The sequence below is a fragment of the Roseomonas alba genome (genome assembly GCF_019430885.1).
In the GTDB taxonomy this organism is placed as follows: Bacteria; Pseudomonadota; Alphaproteobacteria; order Acetobacterales; family Acetobacteraceae; genus Neoroseomonas; species Neoroseomonas alba.
This window is the reverse complement of sequence record NZ_JAHYBZ010000002.1, coordinates 720,130-737,442: the sequence shown is the minus strand read 5'-3', so window position 1 is coordinate 737,442 and position 17,313 is coordinate 720,130. Positions and strand designations below refer to the sequence as shown.

Here is a 17,313-nt window from a genome sequence, read left to right as displayed (position 1 = left end):
GCCACTGAAGGAAGGAACTGCTGACATGCCGTTCGTCACCACTACTGATGGCGTCGATATCTTCTACAAGGATTGGGGTCCGAAGGACGCCCAGCCGATCATGTTCCACCATGGCTGGCCGCTGTCCTCCGACGACTGGGACGCGCAGATGCTCTTCTTCGTGCAGAAGGGCTTCCGTGTCGTGGCCCATGACCGGCGCGGCCATGGCCGTTCGACCCAGGTCAGCGACGGCCACGACATGGACCACTATGCGGCCGACGCCTTCGCGGTCGCCGAGCATCTGGACCTGCGCAACGCCGTCCATATCGGGCATTCGACGGGTGGCGGCGAAGTCGCGCGCTATGTCGCGAAGCATGGCGAGCCGGCCGGCCGCGTCGCCAAGGCGGTGCTGGTCAGTGCCGTGCCGCCGTTGATGCTCAAGACCGAGGCGAACCCCGAGGGCCTGCCGATCGAGGTCTTCGACGGCTTCCGTGCCGCACTCGCGGCGAACCGCGCGCAGTTCTTCCTCGATGTGCCGTCGGGGCCCTTCTACGGCTTCAACCGCCCCGGCGCCCAGGTCCATCAGGGCGTGATCCAGAATTGGTGGCGCCAGGGCATGATCGGCGGCGCCAAGGCGCATTACGAGGGCATCAAGGCCTTCTCGGAAACCGACCAGACCGGGGACCTGAAGGCCATCACCGTGCCGACGCTGGTGATGCATGGCGATGACGACCAGATCGTGCCGATCGCCGACGCCGCGCTGAAGTCCATCAAGCTGCTGAAGAACGGCACGCTCAAGGTCTATCCGGGCTATCCGCACGGCATGCTCACCACCCATGCCGAGGTGATCAACCCGGATCTGCTGGCCTTCATCAAGGCCTGACGCGACAGAAGCGGCGCCGGAGGGAGGTTGCCATCGGCTCTCCTCCGGCGCCGCGCGGCACGGTCTGCAGCGTGGCGCCGGCGTGGTCCCCGGCGTCGTCGGCGGATCTGATCGGCGAGCAGATCAGACCCTGACGGCTCAGGCGGGGCGCAGTGACGCCTGTTGCGGTCGCAGCGCCCTGTCCTCGACCCGCAAGGCGCGGTCGTGGAACTGCGCCACCGCTGGCCGATGCGCGATGGAGATCAGCGCCGTCCCCGGCAGCCTCTCCTTCAGCTTCGCATAGAGCCGCTCCTCCGCGGCGGGATCGAGGCTCGCCGTTGCCTCATCCAGGAACAGCCAATCGGGCTTCAGCAGCAGGGCGCGGGCGAGGGCGAGACGCTGCTGCTCGCCGCCGGACAGGCGGCGGTCCCAGGTCTCGGCCTCATGCAGGCGCGGTACGAGATGGCCGAGCTCAGCCGCTTCCAGTGCCGCCGCCACGGCGTCGTCGGTGAACTCGGCCTCGTTCTCGGGATAGCAGACGGCGCGCTTCAAGCTGCCGAGCGGGATATAGGGCCGTTGCGGCAGGAACAGGCTACGCCCCTGCGCCGGCAGTGCGATGCGCCCCGATCCGAAGGGCCAGATGCCGGCGATGGCGCGGAACAGGGTGGACTTCCCGGCCCCCGAGGCGCCGGTGATGACCACAGAATCACCCGGCGCGACGGTGGCCTCGCCATGGTCCAGCAGCACGCGGCCATCGGGCAGGGAAAGCGTCACGCCCTTCAGCGACAGATCGGGAGAGTCACCCTTCGCCACGATCGGCCCGCCATCGGCGCGGCGCGCGGCCTGCACGGCGCGGGTGAAGCCGGTCAGACGCTCCACCGTCGCGCGCCACTCGGTCAGGCTGGCGTAGTTGTCGACGAACCAGGACAGCGCGCCCTGCACCTGGCCGAAGGCGCTGCTGGTCTGGATCAGCCCGCCCAGCGGGATGCGCCCGGCGAAATAGCCGGGTGCGGCGACCACGATGGGGAAGACCACCGCGACCTGCGTGTAGCCGGCGGTGAAGAAGGTCAGGCGCTTGGTGGCGGTCATGATGGACCACCAGTTTTCCATCAGCGCGCGGAAGCGCTGGGTCAGGCCGCGCTTCTCATCCTCCTCGCCGCCATGCAGGGCGACGCCTTCGACATTTTCGCGGAAGCGCACCAGGGCGTAGCGGAAATCGGCCTCGACCTTCTGCTGGGTGAAGTTCAGCGCGATCAGCGGCTTGCCGATGACATGCGCGAGCACCGTGCCCGCCGCCGCATAGACCAGCGCCACCCAGACCATGTAGCCGGGGATGTCCACGCCGAAGACGGTCAGCGGCCCCGACAGCGACCACAGCACCACGATGAAGGAGGCCAGCGTCACCACCGAATTCATCAGCCCGAGACCGAGCGACAGGGTGGCGTCCACGAACAGGCGCGCATCCTCGGCAATGCGCTGGTCGGGGTTGTCGGTGGTCGGGTCGGTCAGCGCCATGCGGTAATAGGCGCGGTCGCCGAGCCAGTTGGTCAGGTAGACCTCGGTCAGCCAGCGGCGCCAGCGGATCTGCAGCGCCTGGCGGAGGTAGAGCTGGTAGACCGCGATCAGGATGTAGAGCACGGCGACGATGCAGAAGGACGGCAGCAGTCCTCCATCCTCGCTGCGATGCCAGGTGAAGAGCAGCGCCATGAAGGCGTCCCAGTCCTTCGCCTCGAGCGCGTTGTAGAAGGCGCGCTGCCAATAGGTGAGCAGCACCGTCATCCCCACCAGGGACAGGTTCAGCGCCACCACCACGGCGAGCAGCCCGCGCGCCTTCCAGCGATCCTCGCTGGACCAGTAGGGCCGCGCGAGATGCCAGGCATCGCGCAGGAAGGGACCGAGGCGTCGCATGGTGTTCTCCTTCAGCCGCGGCGCAGCCGGTCCTCGAAGGCGCGGAGCCAGTCGAGGACGCGCGCGCGGTTCACGCCGAAATCCGACCGTCCCATCAGGCTGCGCGAATAGAGCCAGAGGCCGGTGCCCCCGCCGCTCGGCGCGCATTCCGCCACGATGATGTCGGGGAAGTTCATCAGCCGGCTGCGGGCGACCCATTGCGCCTGGCGGCGGTCCGGCCAGTCGGCGAGGGGGAAGGTGCGCGGCTGCGCGGCCGCCACGCCACGGATGGCGGCGAAGGCAGCGTCGGGGCTGACGGGGAAGGGGTCGTGATGCAGGTGGCCCGCGCCGGGCGCCGTGGTCGGCGTCAGCAGGCAGGTGTTGGGCGTGGCGGGCAGCGCCAGCGTCGCGAAATCGACCGGATCGGGCGGGGGAATGCCCTCCGCCCCGCGGGAGAAGAGCAGGCCGATCACGGACGCGCCCGCAGGCGGATGACGCCGCGGATCTCGGCTTCGGGATCGACCGGCTTGCCCTTGCGCAGGATGTCGATGCGACCCTCCCGTGCCAGCAGCACGGCCTCGCGCCGGATGCGGGTCAGCAGGGATTGCCAGCCCTCCGGTTCCAACACCTGGGCGACGTCGGAAGGCGAGATGCTGCGGCCGGGCGGGCAGGCGGCGGTCTGGGCGAGGATGGCCTCGCGGATGGCGGGTTCGGTCATGGTGCAATCCAGCTTGCGCGCATCGCCCCGGTTTCGTCCCAAGTGAAGCGCGCGCGGCGATGCCCGGCGGGGTCCAGCAGCAGCCAGTCGAGGCAGTCGATGGTCATGACGACCGCGACGAAATGGATGCGGCCGGCCTGAGGGTCGTCCGGCCCGGCGAGGGGGGCGGGCAGGGGCGCGCCCGGGGCAAGGGCGGCGGCATAGGTCATGCGGCTCGATTCGCGGCTGGTGACCCAGGCGTCCTCGGCGATGGCATCGCAGTCATGCAGGGTGACGCGGCCGGCCAGGCGGAGCTGCGTGTGGGTTGCGGGATCATAGGCCAGCAGGGCGGCGCGGGGTTCGGCACGCAGTTCGGCCGTCTTGGGGCTGCGGCTGTCGGTGTGGATGCGCAGACGCCGCGTCGCCGGATCGAAGGCCCGCAGGATGACGGTGCGCAGGGAAGGGGCGCCGTCCCGCGCGACCGTGGCGAGGGCGGGGGTGTGGAAGGGGCTGCGCCGATCCGTCACGCCTCCGGCGAGTGCCTGGAAGGCGAGATCCAGGGCCTGGGTCAGGCCGGGGGCGGATTCGGCGGGCATCAGCGCCGGTATGGCGCCGCGGTGGCGGTGCGCAAGGGGGGCGTTTCGCCGGCAAGTGGCGTGGGCACGTCATCGCCCGGTCCCACGGTTCCGGGCGTTGCTGCGCGTCCTGCATCGCCCGGAGGCGCCGATCTGGTGAGGGGCGTTGCACGCGGTGCCGGAAGCAGGGACGAGCCGCGATCCACCGGACGCCCTTCGGCATCCCGAACAGGCCGCTTCACCCAACTCAACGTATCGGTTTCCAAAGGCCCTTTGGCCTATGCGGGCTCCCATTCATGTTGCGCGGCAACGTGAATGGGTCTCCGTGGTCGGGTGAACTCCGGGAAAGGGGCAAAGCCCCTCACCGCAGCGACCGCCGTGTCTAGCGACCGCGCTGCCCTGCCATCACCCGAAGGCGCGTTCCACCAGCGGCCCCTGGGCCGGTACGGCGGCGATCTCGCGGATGATCTTCCGCCGCACCGCGTTGGCGAAGGCGTCGTAGCCTTCGGCCACCATCAGGAAGGCCCCGGGCCCGCCGATGACTTCGTCGCGGTAGTATTCGTCCACCGGCGGCAGGCCGGCCAGCAGGACAGCAGGCTGCGGCGACCGGTCGAGCACGGCGAGCCCGTTCAGCACGATGCCCTTCTCCAGGGCTTCGGCCCGCGCGGCGGCGAGGGGCCGGCCGGAGTTGCTCACCCCGTCGCCGGAGATGTCGACGACGCGGCGCATGCCGTCATAGCGCTGGCCGAACTGCTGGGAGGCGTAGTCGATCGCGCCGGAGATCGAGGTGTAGAGGTAGGTCTCGCGGGAAGCCCCGTCGATCGCGCGGGCGAAGCGTTCGCAGGAGGTCGAGTCCTCCAGCTTCATCCACGGGACCAGCGTGTTCTGGATGTTCCAGTCCGACCAGACAAAAAGGGTGACGGCGATGGCGCCGAGCGGCCCGCCGGCGATGCCCTCGGCCAGGCGCGGATCACGGAAGGCCTCGGCATAGCCCCGCATCTGCATCTCCATCTCCTCGGTATCGACCGAGCGGGAGACGTCCACGGCGAGGATGAGTTCGACATCGACCTCGGTCGCGGCGCGCGCGCTGCGCGAGGTGATCAGGGCCGGGGCAGCGAGACCAAGGCTGGCGGACAGGACAAGGCGACGAGGCAACTGGCTACGCGACATCAGGGAAAACCTCCGATGGAGCCGTGCGTCCGAGTGCTGTCCTTCCCTTAGCCTTCTGTGTGAAGGTCATGTGTCGCTGATGCCAGAATTTATTGTGCAGCGCAACAAGAGAGTGAGCGAAGCTGACCAAAATTGCGCAAACGCACGACGGATCCTGGCGTGTTTGCCGCGATCCAGAGCCGTATCGGGCGAGGAATGTCCGAGGTCAGTCGTTGCGCGGCTGCTTGGTCCTCCGCCGGATGGTTGCGGGGCGGCGTGGCCGCCGCCCCGTTGCGTGCCCGGACGGGCGCGGCGTCAGACCGGGGTCATGAACCAGTCCGCGCTGACATCGCTCACCAGCACACCCTCGAGATAGACGCTCTGAACGCCGAAGCTCATCTGCACGCCCGTGCCGATGGCGATGGCGCTGCTCTGCATGATGGAAGCCATGATCGCGTCGGTGACCAGCAGGACGTCGCCCTCGCCATGGTCGAAGTCGGTGATCGTGTCCGCGAAGGGCGTCATCAGCATGTTGTTGAGAACGAAGACGTCCGCCCCGGTACCGCCGGTCAGGACATCCGCGTCGAAGCCACCGTCCAGCGTATCGGCGCCCACGCCGCCGATGAGCGTGTCCATGCCATCGCTTCCGTACAGGCTGTCATTGCCGCCATCGCCAGCGAGCGTGTCGCTGCCCCAATTGCCGATGATTGTGTCGCCGCCGGTGCCGCCATGGACCAGAATGCCGAGCGGGCTGATGATCATTCCGTTGGCGGTGATGAAATCGTTTCCGGCGCCACCCATGACCGAGTCGAAGCCGCCGCCGGTCACGATGCTGTCGTCGCCGCTGCCGCCGATCAGCCATTCGGGGCCGAAGCCGCCAATCAGCGTATCGGCGCCCTCACCACCGGTGAGGCGTCCAATGCCCATGCCGCCCAACAGGTAGTCATTGCCGCTGCCACCGAGGATGGTGTCAGAAATGCCGGAACTCCAGATCGTATCGGCGCCGTCACCCCCAGCGAGAAAGTTGGTGCCGATGCCGCCCTGGATCGAATCATCGCCGGCTCCGGCGTAGATCCTGGACGCCGTGCTGCTCCCCGTGACGGTGTCGTTGCCGTCGCCGGCCAAGATCGTATCGCTGCCGATGCTGCCTGTGACGAGGTCGTCGTCCGCCCCGGCGAAGACGCGGTTCAAACCATCGCCGGTACTGATCGTGTCGGCGCCATTGCCGCCGACGATCGTGTCGTTGCCCTCCTGCCCGTTGATCACGTCCGCGCCGTTGCCGCCATGCAAGAAGTCGTCGCCCGCGCCGCCGGCCAGGCTGTCGTTATCGGCCTGGCCGTACAGCTGCGTGCCGCTGCCGCTGGCCACGAGCGTGTCGTTGCCGAGGCCTCCGACGAGGATGTCGCCGGCAACCGCCGCGGTCAGCATGTCGGCGCCGCCCAGGCCGCGCATGAGTTGCGGCGTGAGGCCCGAATTGATGAGCGTGTCGTCGTCGACGGTCCCGATTATCGCCAAGTCAGTATCTCCCGTGCTTGTGTCCTGCGATCCGACGTCGGCCCGGGAAAGGGCGGCGGCCATCGGCCCGAGGTGGGGAGAACATGCGCGCCGTCGATTGAAGTCTTCTTAAGTGACTCCGTGGCAATAATTCATTGCGAATTCGGTTGTTCTTGGCTGAGGGGCCGCGGCGTCTTTCAGAACCCGCCGCCAGCCGCAAGCCAATGCTGCTCCTCAGGCGTATCGATCCGCCCGAGTGCCGCGTTGCGATGCGGAAAGCGACCGAATCGCGCGACCACCGCACGATGCCGCCACGCATAGTCGATGGTCCCGCCCGGCTTCGCCTGGCGCGGGTCGTCACGCAGCCCTTCGAACAGCGTGACCGAGAGATCCTGGTCGGCCATCGCTTCGGAATGCTCGAAAGGCAGGTAGAGGAAGATCCGCTGGGTCGGCGTCAGCCCGAGGTCATGCCGGCGCTGGAGGATCGCGTCGCGCGCCAGGTCGCGCATCAGGGGATCGGCGGCGAAGGCCTGCGCGCTGCCGCGATGCAGGTTGCGCGGCGCCTGGTCGAGCAGGATGGCAAGCGCCAATGCACCGTCCGCCGTCTGCACCCAGTCATTGTGCGCACCGGCCGCAGCGGCAGCGGACAGGTTCCCGAGCGTGACGCGCACCGCATCGTCGAATTCGTCAGACTTCCTGAACCAGGCATCGCGGAAGGTGTCGGTCCCCTCGGAGAACCAGAAGTCGAGAACAAGGCGAGGGGAGGTCATGCCAGGGCTTTCTCCAGGATGCGGACGGAATGCAGTGCCTCGCGTCCCGCGAGGTCGGCGATCTGATGCCGACAGGAGGTGCCGTCCGCAAGGATGTAGGCAGTCGGTTTCGCCGCGCGGACCGCCGGCAGCAGAGACAGTTCCGCCATCGCCTTGGAGGTTTGGATCGTCTCCGCCTGATAGCCGAAGGCGCCCGCCATGCCGCAGCAGGAGGAAGTGATGGGCGTCACGGTCAGCCCTGGGATGCGCTTGAGCAGCGCGACCGCCGGCGGGAAGGCGCCGAAGGCCTTCTGGTGGCAGTGGCCGTGGATGTGGACCTCGGCGTCGAGGCGCTTGAGCGGCAGGACCGCCTTCTCGGCTTCGAGGAATTCGGACAGCAGGAAGGCTCGCGCGGCAAGCGCGCGGGCTGGTTCCCCCGGCAGCAGGGTGAGGAATTCGTCGCGCAGCGTGGTCAGGGAGGAGGGTTCGATGCCGATCACCGGCGACGCGAATGGCACGAGCGCGTCGAGCGTGCGTCGGGCCTCGGCACGCGCCCGCTGCACCAGCCCGGCGGCGAGCAGGGTGCGACCTTCGTCGAGCGGCCGCGTGCCGCGCGCGGGGCGTGCGATGGCGGGATCGTAGCCGGCCGCGCGCAGCACGGTGATGGCGGCGCGCAGATTGTCGGGTTCGAAATAGCGGTTGAACACATCGGGCAGCAGGATGACTTCGCGCTCGCGGCCATCCGGTGCGCGCAACTCGTCATCATGGAAGGACGACCAGACGAAGCGGGGCAGGGACCGTTCGGCGGCCAGTCCCAGCATGTGCTCCGACAGTCTGGTCAGGCCCGGGATCAGGTCGCGCGCATTGGCGAGCGGCGGCAGCAGCGACGCCCAGCGCGCCCAGCGCGGCATGGTGGCGATGAGACGTTCGCGCCAGCCGATGCCGTGGATCTTCGCACGGGCGGCCAGCACCTCGATCTTCATGCGCGCCATGTCGACGCCGGTTGGGCATTCGCGCTTGCAGCCCTTGCAGGAGACGCAGAGTTTCATCGCCTCCGCGACTTCGTCCGAGGCGAGCGCGCCCGGAAGCTGCCGCGTCAGCGCGAGGCGCAGCGTGTTGGCGCGCCCGCGCGTCAGGTGCTGCTCGTCCCGCGTCGCGCGGTACGAGGGGCACATGACATTGGCGTCGAACTTCCGGCACGTGCCGTTGTTGTTGCACATCTCGACTGCGGACAGCAGGCCGCCGAGCGGGCCCGGATACTCCGACCAGTCGAGCGCGGGCGTGATGGCGGGGTCCGCCGCATAGCCGGGCGCGTAGCGGAACAGCGTGCGGTCATCCATCTTCGGCGGCCGCACCACGCGCCCGGGGTTCAGCAGGGCGGAAGGATCGAAGCTGTCCTTCACCTCCTCGAAGGCGCGGGCGATGCGCGATCCGAACATCGGCTCGTTGAATTCGGACCGGACGATGCCGTCGCCATGCTCGCCCGAATGGCTGCCCTTGTATTCTCGCACCAGGGCGAAGCATTCCTCGGCAATGACGCGCATCTTCCGCACGTCTTCGCCATCCTTCATGTTCAGCACGGGGCGGACATGCAGGCAGCCGACGCTCGCATGCGCGTACCAGGTGCCCTTGGTGCCGTGCTTCGCGAAGACATCGTTCAGCCGTTCGGTGTAGTCGGCGAGGTCTTCCAGGCCGACCGCGCAATCCTCGATGAAGGAGACCGGCTTCCCGTCACCCTTCATCGACATCATGATGTTGAGACCTGCCTCGCGCACTTCCGCGATGGCGGCCTGGAAGCCGGGATCGGTCGCACGGACAATGGCGTTGGGATAGCCGAGATCGGCCATCATCTCCTCCAGCCGGTCGAGGTCGCGCAGCAGTGGTGCGTCCTCGTGGCCATGGAATTCGACGATCAGCAGGCTGTCCGGCTCGCCCTTCACCATCCGGTCGATGGTCGCGCGGTAGATCGGTATCGACCGGCCGAGGTCGATCATGGTGCGATCCACCAGTTCCACTGCCTCGGGGTCGAGCGTGACCAGGTGCTGGGATGCCGCCATCGCCGCGCGGAAGGTCGGGAACTGGCAGATGCCGAGCATCTTGCGCGGCTTGATCGGCCATAGCTTCAGATCGAGCGCGGAGGAAAAGGCGAGCGTCCCCTCCGACCCGACGAGAAGCCGCGCAAGGTTGCCACGGCCCTCGGCCCGCGCGGCGGGCGTCAGGCTTTCGATGTTGTAGCCGCCGACACGGCGGAGCTGGTGCGGGAACCGTGCGGCAATCTCCTCCGCCTCCCGCGCGCCCAGGGCGCGCAGGCGCTGGATCAGCTCCGCGATCGGGGCGGGGAGATCGCCGCCCAGATTGTCGGGCAGGTCGCCGAAGGTGAAGCGCGACCCATCGGCGAGCAGCGCATCGATCGCGGTGACATTGTCCGCCATCAGCCCATAGCGAATGGATTTCGACCCGCAGGAGTTGTTCCCCGCCATGCCGCCGATGGTGCAGCGCTGCCAGGTGGAGGGATCGACCGGGAAGAACAGCCCCCGCGCCTTCAGCGCATCATTCAGCGCACCGAGCGTGATGCCCGGCTGCACCCGCGCGCGCTGGGCCGCGGCATCCACCTCGACCACGCCGCGCAGGTACTTGGTGCAGTCCAGCACCAGGGCGCGGTTCACCGTCTGCCCGCATTGGGATGTGCCGCCCCCGCGCGGCAGCAGCGGGATGCCTTCCTCCCGGCACAGGGTCAGCGCGGCCTGCACATCCTCGATGGTCCGCGGCACCAGCACGCCATAGGGCTCGACCTGGTAGATCGAGGCATCCGTCGCATAGCGCCCGCGATCCGCCGCGCCGAACAGCACCTCGCCCTGCGTCTCGCGCTTCAGGCGGGCGGCCAGGCGGCTGTCGCCGAGGCTCGGTCGGGTGATCACGTTCATCGCGGCGTTTCCGGGTCCAGTCGGGCGGAAACTACCCGGCAAGGGCGGCGATGTCCGATGCATAATGCTCGTCGGCGGGAGAAGTGCTGCTAATGCTCGCGCAATCGTTGTCGTTGCGGTATGAGGTGCGCGGGAGTCCCGCCCATGCCGAATTTCCGCCTGTCCCTCGGTCCCTTGCGTGCCAGCCTTTTCGCGGGCCGGCAGGGGGCGGAAATGCGCTTCGGCGTCGGTGGCCCCCGCTGGCTGTCCTGGTATGAGGGCGTGGCCGCGCACCGTCGGGCCCGGCGCGAGGCCGACCGACCCTTGGCCGAGGTCCCGCCGCCCGAAGAGGCCGGCGCTGCCGCTGATCTGCGCCGGCGCATCGCGACCTTGCCCTGGTATCACGTGATCGACCTTGGCCATGGGGTGGTGACGCCGGGCATCTTCGACCACCGGCCGGTCTTGCCGCGCTACCCGCTGCCCGACAGCCTCGCCGGGCAACGCGTGCTCGACATCGGCACCTTCGACGGCTTCTGGGCCTTCGAGTTCGAGAAGCGCGGCGCGGCGGAGGTCGTCGCCCTCGACATCGCGACCTTCAGCGAGGCGGATTTCCCTCCGCCCGCCCGCGCCCGCATGGCTCCTGCGGCGCTGGCGGAGAAGACGGGCCGTGGCTTCGCCATCGCCCATGACGTGCTGGGATCGCACGTCGAGCGCCGCACCGGCAGCGTCTATCGCCTCGACCCTGCCGAATGGGGGCGCTTCGACCTGGTGAATCTGGGCAATGTGCTGGTGCATCTGCGCGATCCCGCGCTCGCCCTGCAGTGTATCCGGCCGCTGGTCCGCGGACGGCTGATGATCACCGAGACGATTGATCAGGACCTCGAGGCCGCGGAGGGCATGGGTCCACTGATGCGCTACATGGGCGGCGAGCAGGATTGCAACTGGTGGCGCTACAACAGCGCGGCGCTGCTGAGGATGCCGCGCGATGCGGGCTTCGCGGCGACGGAACTGGCGACGATCTTCCGCCTGCCGATGAAGGGCGGGGCGCGCGACATGACCCAGGCCGTGGTGGTCGCCTCGCCCTGACGCCGGTCAGCGTTGCGCGAGCGCCGGGTCCGCCCCAGCGCGGAGGAGAGGAAGGCGGCGGCCTCCGCGGCGCTGAAGCTGACCAGTGCCGGGGCGGGCTGGATGCGCAGCCGGATTGCTTCGCCCGGCGCCGGATATAGCCAGGGCGCGAGCGGATCGGCGGAGGGGAAGTCCCAGGCATAGCCGGCGCCGCGATAGACGATAGGCCGCCGTCCATGCGGCAGCGCCAGCCGGTCCGCGACGGCGGCGCAATCCTCGGCCCGGTTGGCCGGGTCGGCATCGCCATGGATCACCAGCAGCGCGTCGCGCCGCGCACCCTCAGGCAGGTCGCGCAGGAGGGTGCGGCAGCCGGGATAGAGCAGCACGCGCGCCGCGACCTCGGACTGCTCCCCGACGCCGAGCATCGCGGCGCGGGCGCCGGCGCCGAAGGCGAGCATGCCGATCGGCGCCCCGCGCAGGCGCGGCTGTTGTGCCAATAGCCGCAGCGCGCGGCGTATGCGCTCACCGAAGGGTTCGTCATCCTCCGGCGCCACTTCGAGCACTGCGAGCCCAGCCCCGAGGAGCTGCGCCACATAGGGCAGGGCACGCAGGTCAGGGCCCAGCGCGTCATGCACCACCAGCACGGCGGGGGTGGGTCCGGCCGGCATGGTGATGGGCTCGCTCAGCAGGCCGAGCTGCCCCTGTGCATCGGCCATGACGTGCGGCGGCGCGAGTTCGTCGAGCGGCGTGGGGTCCGCGGTCGCGATGCCGCCCGCAAGCAGCAGCGCTGCAGCACAAAGGGGAAGGCAGCGGAAAGCACGACGCGGAAGCATGCGGAGTCCCTTCCAAAAGGGATGGGTCGGGCAGGGTCGGACTGCTGATGCGGAAGCGCCGGGCGGGGCCAGAGCGTCGGCGTCACGCCCGCGCTGCGATTGTCATGACAGGCGTGCCGGGACTATCTCAATGCGAAATCGCATCGAAGTGGTGTGGCGCGTCACAACCCGACTATCGCGTCTTCAACTCAGACGCGCGAGCGGCTTGAGGCTCTCCGGCATGTCCCGCGCCTGGACGCCCGCCGCACGCAGCGCGCCCCACAGCGCGACCGCGACGGAATCGAGCACCGGCACGTCCGGCACGGCCGCCACCGCCTGCAGCCCCCGGAAGTTCGTGCAATGGATGGCGATGGCCTCACAGCCCGAGGTCGCGACGTCGCGGACCATCTGCGTCACGCGCGCATCGGTGTGCTCCGCGAAGCTGAAATTGCCGGGGTCTTCCAGATGCCGTTCGGCGACCGTCTCGATCCCCACTGCGCGGAATGTCTGCACGATCGCGTCCTGCACCGACCCAAGATAGGGCGTGACCAGGCCGAGCCGCCGCGCACCCAACGCCTTCAGCGCGTCCAGCAGGGCGAGGGTCGCGGTGGTGCAGGGAATGCCCGTCGCCGCCGTGATCGCCGTGCAGATCGCCCGGTCCGCATCGAGGCCGAGCCAGGACCCCGAGGTCCCGTTCCAGCATAGGGCATGCACCTTGGCGTCCGCGAGCATTTCCGCCGCAGCGACCATGGGCGCCGCGTCGAACTGGCCGGTCGATCCACCCTCCAGCGAAATCGACAGCACCCGCAGGCGCTGGAAATGCGCGGTGATATGCGGCGTGTCCGCAAGCAACGCCGCCGTGGCCGGTTCCAGAACCGTGTTCGACGACGGTGTCAGCATGCCAAGCCGGATCATCAGCCCCCCGTCGCCAGGCGCGGATCGTTCTGGCCCCGCGTAGCCCAGCCCGTGGTCCGTTCCTCGATGGTCACGGCGACCCAGTACATCAGCACGCCCATCACCCCCGTCACGATCAGCCCGGCGAAGACCAGCGGCACGTCGAAGCGGGACGAGGCCACCAGCATCAGATGCCCGATCCCCTCATTTGCCGCCACCGTCTCGCTGATGATGGATCCCACGAAGGCGACGGTAATCGCGACCTTCAGCGAGGCGAAGAAATACGGCATCGCCCGCGGCAGCCCCACCTTCATGATGATGTCGTGGGAACTGGCCCCCAACGCGCGCAGCACGTCGCGCAACTCCGGCTCCACCGTCGCGATGCCGGTCGCGACATTCACCACGATGGGGAAGAAGGAGATCAGGAAGGCCGTCAGCGCGGCGGGCCAGAAGCCCGCCCCGAACCAGATCACCAGGATCGGCACCACCGCGACCTTGGGCACGGAATTGAACGCGATCAGCAACGGGTAGAGCCCGCGATAGGCCAGCACCGAGGATCCGATCGCCACCCCGAGCGCCAGGCCGAAGCCGACGGCCAGGATGAAGCCGACGAAGGTGGTCAGCAGTGTCGCCCAGGCATTCGTCATCAGCGGGTGCCACCACTTCACCATGCTCTCCGCGATGTCGGTCGGCGCGGGCAGTATGAAGGGCGGGATCTCGAACAGCCGCACCGCCGCTTCCCACAGCAGGAACATCCAGACCGTGACGAGCCAGGGCAGGGCGTTCTCCAGCCGCCGGCGGCGGCGCGCGGCGGCGGCGAGCGCCTCGGCGGAACGCGCGGCCTTACCGGACATCGGCGGTCTCCCCGCGGCGGGCATCGGCGATGCGGTCGCGCAATTCGTGGACGATGGCCTGGAACTCGGCCTCATAGGTCTGCTCCAGCCGCCGCGGACGCGGATAGGGCACGCGGCGTTCGGCGATGATGCGTCCGGGGCGGGAGGACATGATCAGCACGCGGTCGGCCAGGTAGACGGCCTCCTTCAGGTCATGCGTCACCAGGATCACCGTGGGCTTGCGGGCGATCCACACCGCCTGCATCACGTCCCACAGATCCTCCCGCGTGAAGATGTCGAGGGCGCCGAAGGGCTCGTCCAGCATCAGCAGCCGCGGTTCATGCACCAGGGCGCGGCACAGCGAGGCGCGCTGCTGCATGCCTCCTGAAAGCTGCCAGGGGTACTTGGCCTCGAAGCCCTCCAGCCCGACCAGCTTCAGCAGGTCGCGCGCCTTGCGCTCATAGGTCCCGCGCTGGGCCCGAAGCTGGCGGCGATGCGGCTTCACCACCTCGAGCGGGAGCATCACGTTGTCCAGGATGTTCCGCCACGGCAGCAGCGTCGGGTTCTGGAAAGCCATGCCGGCGATCGACAGTGGGCCATTCACCTCCCGGCCATCGACGATGACCGTGCCTTCGGTCGGCGGCCACAGGCCGGTGACGAGGCGCATCAGCGTGGACTTGCCACAGCCCGAGGGGCCGACCACGGCGATGAATTCGCCATCGGCGACATCGAGCGAGGCGTTGCGCAGGGCCAGCGTGCCCTCGACGCCGCCATAGCGCATTGAGACGCCGTCGATCTGCACGAAGGGAGGGGTGGTCATGGAGCACTTCCTGGCATGTGGCGGACCAGAGAGGGGCTTTGCCGCTCTCCGGACCTTGGCAGCGGTGCCGCCAAGCCCCGCCAAGGGCCCACAGCCCTTGGATCCCATCGGTCTGCCGGTGTCGGGACGATGGGCGGGCGCATGCCCATCAGGGCTGACATGGTGACCGATGGTTTCCAAAGGCCTTGCGGCCTTTGGCGGGGTGGTTTGGAGGGGCAGTGCCCCTCCAACCTCACAGCTTCCGGTCCGCCACCGGCGGCAGGAAATCCGCCGTGTAGATCTGCGCCGCCTGAAGCCGCGGCGTCAGATTGTAGGCCTCCTCCACCTGCCGGATTCCCGTCTGCAGCCGCGTTGCGTCCACCGCCGAGATCCCGTTCGCGCGGACATTCGCGCTCATAATCACCTTCTCGACGTTCAACTCATGGCGTTCGCGTTCCAGCGTCACGTCGGTCAGCGGCTCCACGCGCTTCAGGATATCGAGCATCTCCTGCCCGTTCTTCACCGTCTCGATGAAGGCCTTCATCAATGCGGCGGTCATGCCGCGCACGGCGTCCGGATTGCGTTCCAGATAGGCGCGGGTGGTCAGAATCGCGCCGCCATAGAGGTCGAGGCCATGGTCGTAATACATCATGGTGCGCTGCTGGTTCAGCCCGAGCCCGATGCCCTTCAGCGCCAGGGCGGAGGTGGTGACGAAGCCGGTCACGCCATCGGCCTCGCGGCGCACCAGCATCGGTTCGCGCAGCGCGGGGGTGACGGACAGGAAGGTGACCTTCGAGGCGTCGACGCCGGCGGCCTTGGCGAAGGCGGGGAAGAGCTGGCGCCCGGCATCGAATTCCGGGGCTGCGAGCTTCTTGCCCTCGAGGTCCTTCGGCGTGCGGATCGGCCCGTCGGCGCGCACGATGGCGCAGAGCGGGCTGCGGTCGTGCAGAACGGCCACGGCGACGATGCCGCGATCCGGGTTCTCGGCCATGAAGCGGATGGCGGGGTTCAGGTCGGCATAGCCCATATCGTAGGAGCCGCCGGCCAGCGCGACCGGCACGCCGCCCGACCCCTGGCCGCGATCGACGGTGACGTCGAGGCCGGCCGCACGGAAATAGCCTTTCTCCCGGGCGACAAGGGCGAAGGCGTTGGGGGCCTGGAAGGCCCAGTCGAGCGTCAGGCGGACGCGCGTCGCCTGAGCCTGCGCCAGGCGCGGGGCGGCAAGAAGGCCGCCGGCCGCGAGCAGCGCGGCGCGTCGGTTGAGGCCAAGGACCATGTGAGCGTCTCCCGGTGTTTCGGCCGTTGCCGATGGGTCGATCTGTGCGGCATCGGACGCGGGGCCTGCAAGCATTGGCGCATGCCCGCGTCACGGAATCTGCGGGCTTTGCGCCGCCCCATGCCTAATCCCTGGGCGATTCCTGCCCATGCGGGTCGCATGGGAGCGTGCCCGGCCCCACATCGACGGGTCGCCCGCACCGGGCCGCGCACTGCCGGAGGGAGGCGCCCATGTTCGAAGTCCTGCCCGAATCCAGCCCGGACCTGCTGGCCATCCGGGTGAGCGGCAGACTGAGCCGGGAGGACTACGCCCGACTCAACCCCTGGCTCGACGAACAGCTCGTGCACAATCCACGGCCCGCCTTCCTGATCGACATGCGGGACTTCCAGGGCTGGGACGGGCCCGGCGCCATGCTCGATGACGCGCGGACCGGCATCGCGCATTGGAACGATCTCGGGCGCATGGCGATCCTGGGCGACCAGCCCTGGGTGGCCTGGACCGTGTCGCTCTTCGCACCGCTGATGAAGGCGGAAATGCGCTATTTCGGCCCGGACCAGGCCGAGGACGCCTGGCGCTGGACGCGCCAGGACGTCACGGCGGCACCATGAAGGCGGAGGCGGCGCATGCCCGCCCGAGCAGCGAGCGCATCGCCGGATTGGCGTGACCCTCATGGGCGGTCAGCGCCTCCATGGGGCAGAAATACTCGTGCGGATGCGGGACCTGATGGCGGGCGAAGCCGTCATAGTGGTCGCGCTGCAACCCATAGAGCACGCGCAGATCGCGCACGGGCAGGCTGAAGCCGGTGATCGGTTCGGCGGCCAGGAAGGGGATGATGCGCCAGCGCGGTGTCGGGTCATTCGCCTGCAACGGCGCCAGCAGCCAGGCCAGTGGGCAATGCGCCAGCAGCGAGACCGTCGAGGGCGCGAAGCGCGACCGCTTGTCGAGGAGATTCTGGAAGGTCGAACAGGCCTCGATGCAGAGGATGTCCGCATAGGGGTCCTCGGCGCTGCCGCCGAAATGCAGCCATAGCCCATCCGGGATGGTCCGCATGCGGTCCGATCCGGGGATCTTGAGGTATGGCTGGGCGACGGGTTCGCCGTCACAGGGCCGGCCGCGCAGCCAGGCGCCGTCGTCGCCCAGGGAGCCGGTGCCTGGCGGCCGCTGTGGCCAGGTCTTCAGACGGTCGCGGACAACGTTGTCGAGCCGCTTGGGGCGACGCAGGAGAGGCCGGATTTCGCTCATTGCAGGAATGCTCGCCCTATTAATCAACCTATGGGAGAATCAATAACGCTCCATTGACGAGTAACAAGAAAAAATCTCAACCAATTGGTTCGTATTT

At 68.6% G+C, this 17,313-nt stretch carries 16 protein-coding genes; 3 read left to right on the top strand and 13 right to left on the bottom strand.

Annotation, left to right across the window (positions count from 1 at the left end; all coding sequences use genetic code 11):
• Positions 1 to 25: 25 nt before the first annotated feature.
• On the top strand, positions 26 to 862 hold the full coding sequence (locus KPL78_RS07945) for an alpha/beta fold hydrolase (RefSeq protein ID WP_219762359.1): 837 nt from the start codon (positions 26 to 28) through the stop codon (positions 860 to 862).
• A gap of 138 nt (positions 863 to 1,000) precedes the next feature.
• Here the strand turns inward: KPL78_RS07945 and KPL78_RS07940 are convergent, their stop codons facing one another.
• The 8 genes from KPL78_RS07940 to KPL78_RS07905 all read right to left on the bottom strand — a co-directional run bounded on the left by KPL78_RS07940 (position 1,001) and on the right by KPL78_RS07905 (position 10,316).
• Complete coding sequence (locus tag KPL78_RS07940; RefSeq protein ID WP_219762358.1) at positions 1,001 to 2,749, bottom strand: ABC transporter ATP-binding protein/permease; 1,749 nt, start codon at positions 2,747 to 2,749, stop codon at positions 1,001 to 1,003.
• Positions 2,750 to 2,760: 11 nt separating this feature from the next.
• Complete coding sequence (locus tag KPL78_RS07935; protein ID WP_219762357.1) at positions 2,761 to 3,201, bottom strand: DUF1499 domain-containing protein; 441 nt, start codon at positions 3,199 to 3,201, stop codon at positions 2,761 to 2,763.
• The gene (locus KPL78_RS07930) at positions 3,198 to 3,446 is read right to left on the bottom strand and encodes a DUF3253 domain-containing protein (protein WP_219762356.1); all 249 of its coding nucleotides are present in this window, start codon (positions 3,444 to 3,446) and stop codon (positions 3,198 to 3,200) included. Before KPL78_RS07930 ends, KPL78_RS07935 begins: the two co-directional genes overlap by 4 nt.
• Entirely contained in the window at positions 3,443 to 4,021 is a 579-nt protein-coding gene (locus KPL78_RS07925; protein ID WP_219762355.1) for a pyridoxamine 5'-phosphate oxidase family protein, read from the bottom strand. The genes KPL78_RS07930 and KPL78_RS07925 overlap by 4 nt, the downstream gene beginning before the upstream one ends.
• A 384-nt stretch (positions 4,022 to 4,405) precedes the next feature.
• On the bottom strand, positions 4,406 to 5,170 hold the full coding sequence (locus tag KPL78_RS07920; RefSeq protein ID WP_255568714.1) for a DUF1194 domain-containing protein: 765 nt from the start codon (positions 5,168 to 5,170) through the stop codon (positions 4,406 to 4,408).
• A 294-nt stretch (positions 5,171 to 5,464) separates the two neighbouring features.
• Positions 5,465 to 6,664 (bottom strand): calcium-binding protein, encoded by a 1,200-nt coding sequence (locus KPL78_RS30645; protein ID WP_219762354.1) that lies wholly within the window; start codon positions 6,662 to 6,664, stop codon positions 5,465 to 5,467.
• A gap of 176 nt (positions 6,665 to 6,840) precedes the next feature.
• Positions 6,841 to 7,413 (bottom strand): DUF924 family protein, encoded by a 573-nt coding sequence (locus KPL78_RS07910; protein WP_219762353.1) that lies wholly within the window; start codon positions 7,411 to 7,413, stop codon positions 6,841 to 6,843.
• Positions 7,410 to 10,316 carry an FAD-binding and (Fe-S)-binding domain-containing protein gene (locus KPL78_RS07905; protein ID WP_219762352.1) on the bottom strand — a complete coding sequence of 969 codons (2,907 nt, stop codon included), beginning with the start codon at positions 10,314 to 10,316 and terminating at the stop codon, positions 7,410 to 7,412. Before KPL78_RS07905 ends, KPL78_RS07910 begins: the two co-directional genes overlap by 4 nt.
• 144 nt (positions 10,317 to 10,460) lie before the next feature.
• Between KPL78_RS07905 and KPL78_RS07900 the strand changes: the two genes are divergently transcribed.
• Entirely contained in the window at positions 10,461 to 11,381 is a 921-nt protein-coding gene (locus tag KPL78_RS07900) for a class I SAM-dependent methyltransferase (RefSeq protein ID WP_219762351.1), read from the top strand.
• Between the two features lie 995 nt (positions 11,382 to 12,376).
• On the opposite strand, the gene KPL78_RS07895 is transcribed toward KPL78_RS07900, so the two are convergent.
• The 4 genes from KPL78_RS07895 to KPL78_RS07880 form a co-directional block, all read right to left on the bottom strand.
• A complete protein-coding gene (locus KPL78_RS07895; protein ID WP_219762350.1) occupies positions 12,377 to 13,087 on the bottom strand; it encodes a maleate cis-trans isomerase family protein in 711 nt (236 codons plus the stop codon).
• A complete protein-coding gene (locus KPL78_RS07890; protein ID WP_255568713.1) occupies positions 13,087 to 13,920 on the bottom strand; it encodes an ABC transporter permease in 834 nt (277 codons plus the stop codon). Before KPL78_RS07890 ends, KPL78_RS07895 begins: the two co-directional genes overlap by 1 nt.
• Positions 13,910 to 14,719 carry an ABC transporter ATP-binding protein gene (locus tag KPL78_RS07885; RefSeq protein WP_219762348.1) on the bottom strand — a complete coding sequence of 270 codons (810 nt, stop codon included), beginning with the start codon at positions 14,717 to 14,719 and terminating at the stop codon, positions 13,910 to 13,912. The genes KPL78_RS07890 and KPL78_RS07885 overlap by 11 nt, the downstream gene beginning before the upstream one ends.
• A gap of 232 nt (positions 14,720 to 14,951) precedes the next feature.
• Positions 14,952 to 15,974: an ABC transporter substrate-binding protein gene (locus KPL78_RS07880; protein ID WP_219762347.1), complete on the bottom strand. Its 1,023-nt coding sequence runs from the start codon at positions 15,972 to 15,974 to the stop codon at positions 14,952 to 14,954.
• A gap of 230 nt (positions 15,975 to 16,204) precedes the next feature.
• On the opposite strand from KPL78_RS07880, the gene KPL78_RS07875 reads away from it, so the two are divergent.
• Positions 16,205 to 16,582: a SpoIIAA family protein gene (locus KPL78_RS07875; RefSeq protein ID WP_219762346.1), complete on the top strand. Its 378-nt coding sequence runs from the start codon at positions 16,205 to 16,207 to the stop codon at positions 16,580 to 16,582.
• On the opposite strand, the gene KPL78_RS07870 is transcribed toward KPL78_RS07875, so the two are convergent.
• Positions 16,566 to 17,216, bottom strand: coding sequence for a hypothetical protein (locus KPL78_RS07870; protein ID WP_219762345.1), 651 nt, complete (start codon positions 17,214 to 17,216; stop codon positions 16,566 to 16,568). The genes KPL78_RS07875 and KPL78_RS07870 overlap by 17 nt on opposite strands.
• Between the last annotated feature and the right edge of the window lie 97 nt (positions 17,217 to 17,313).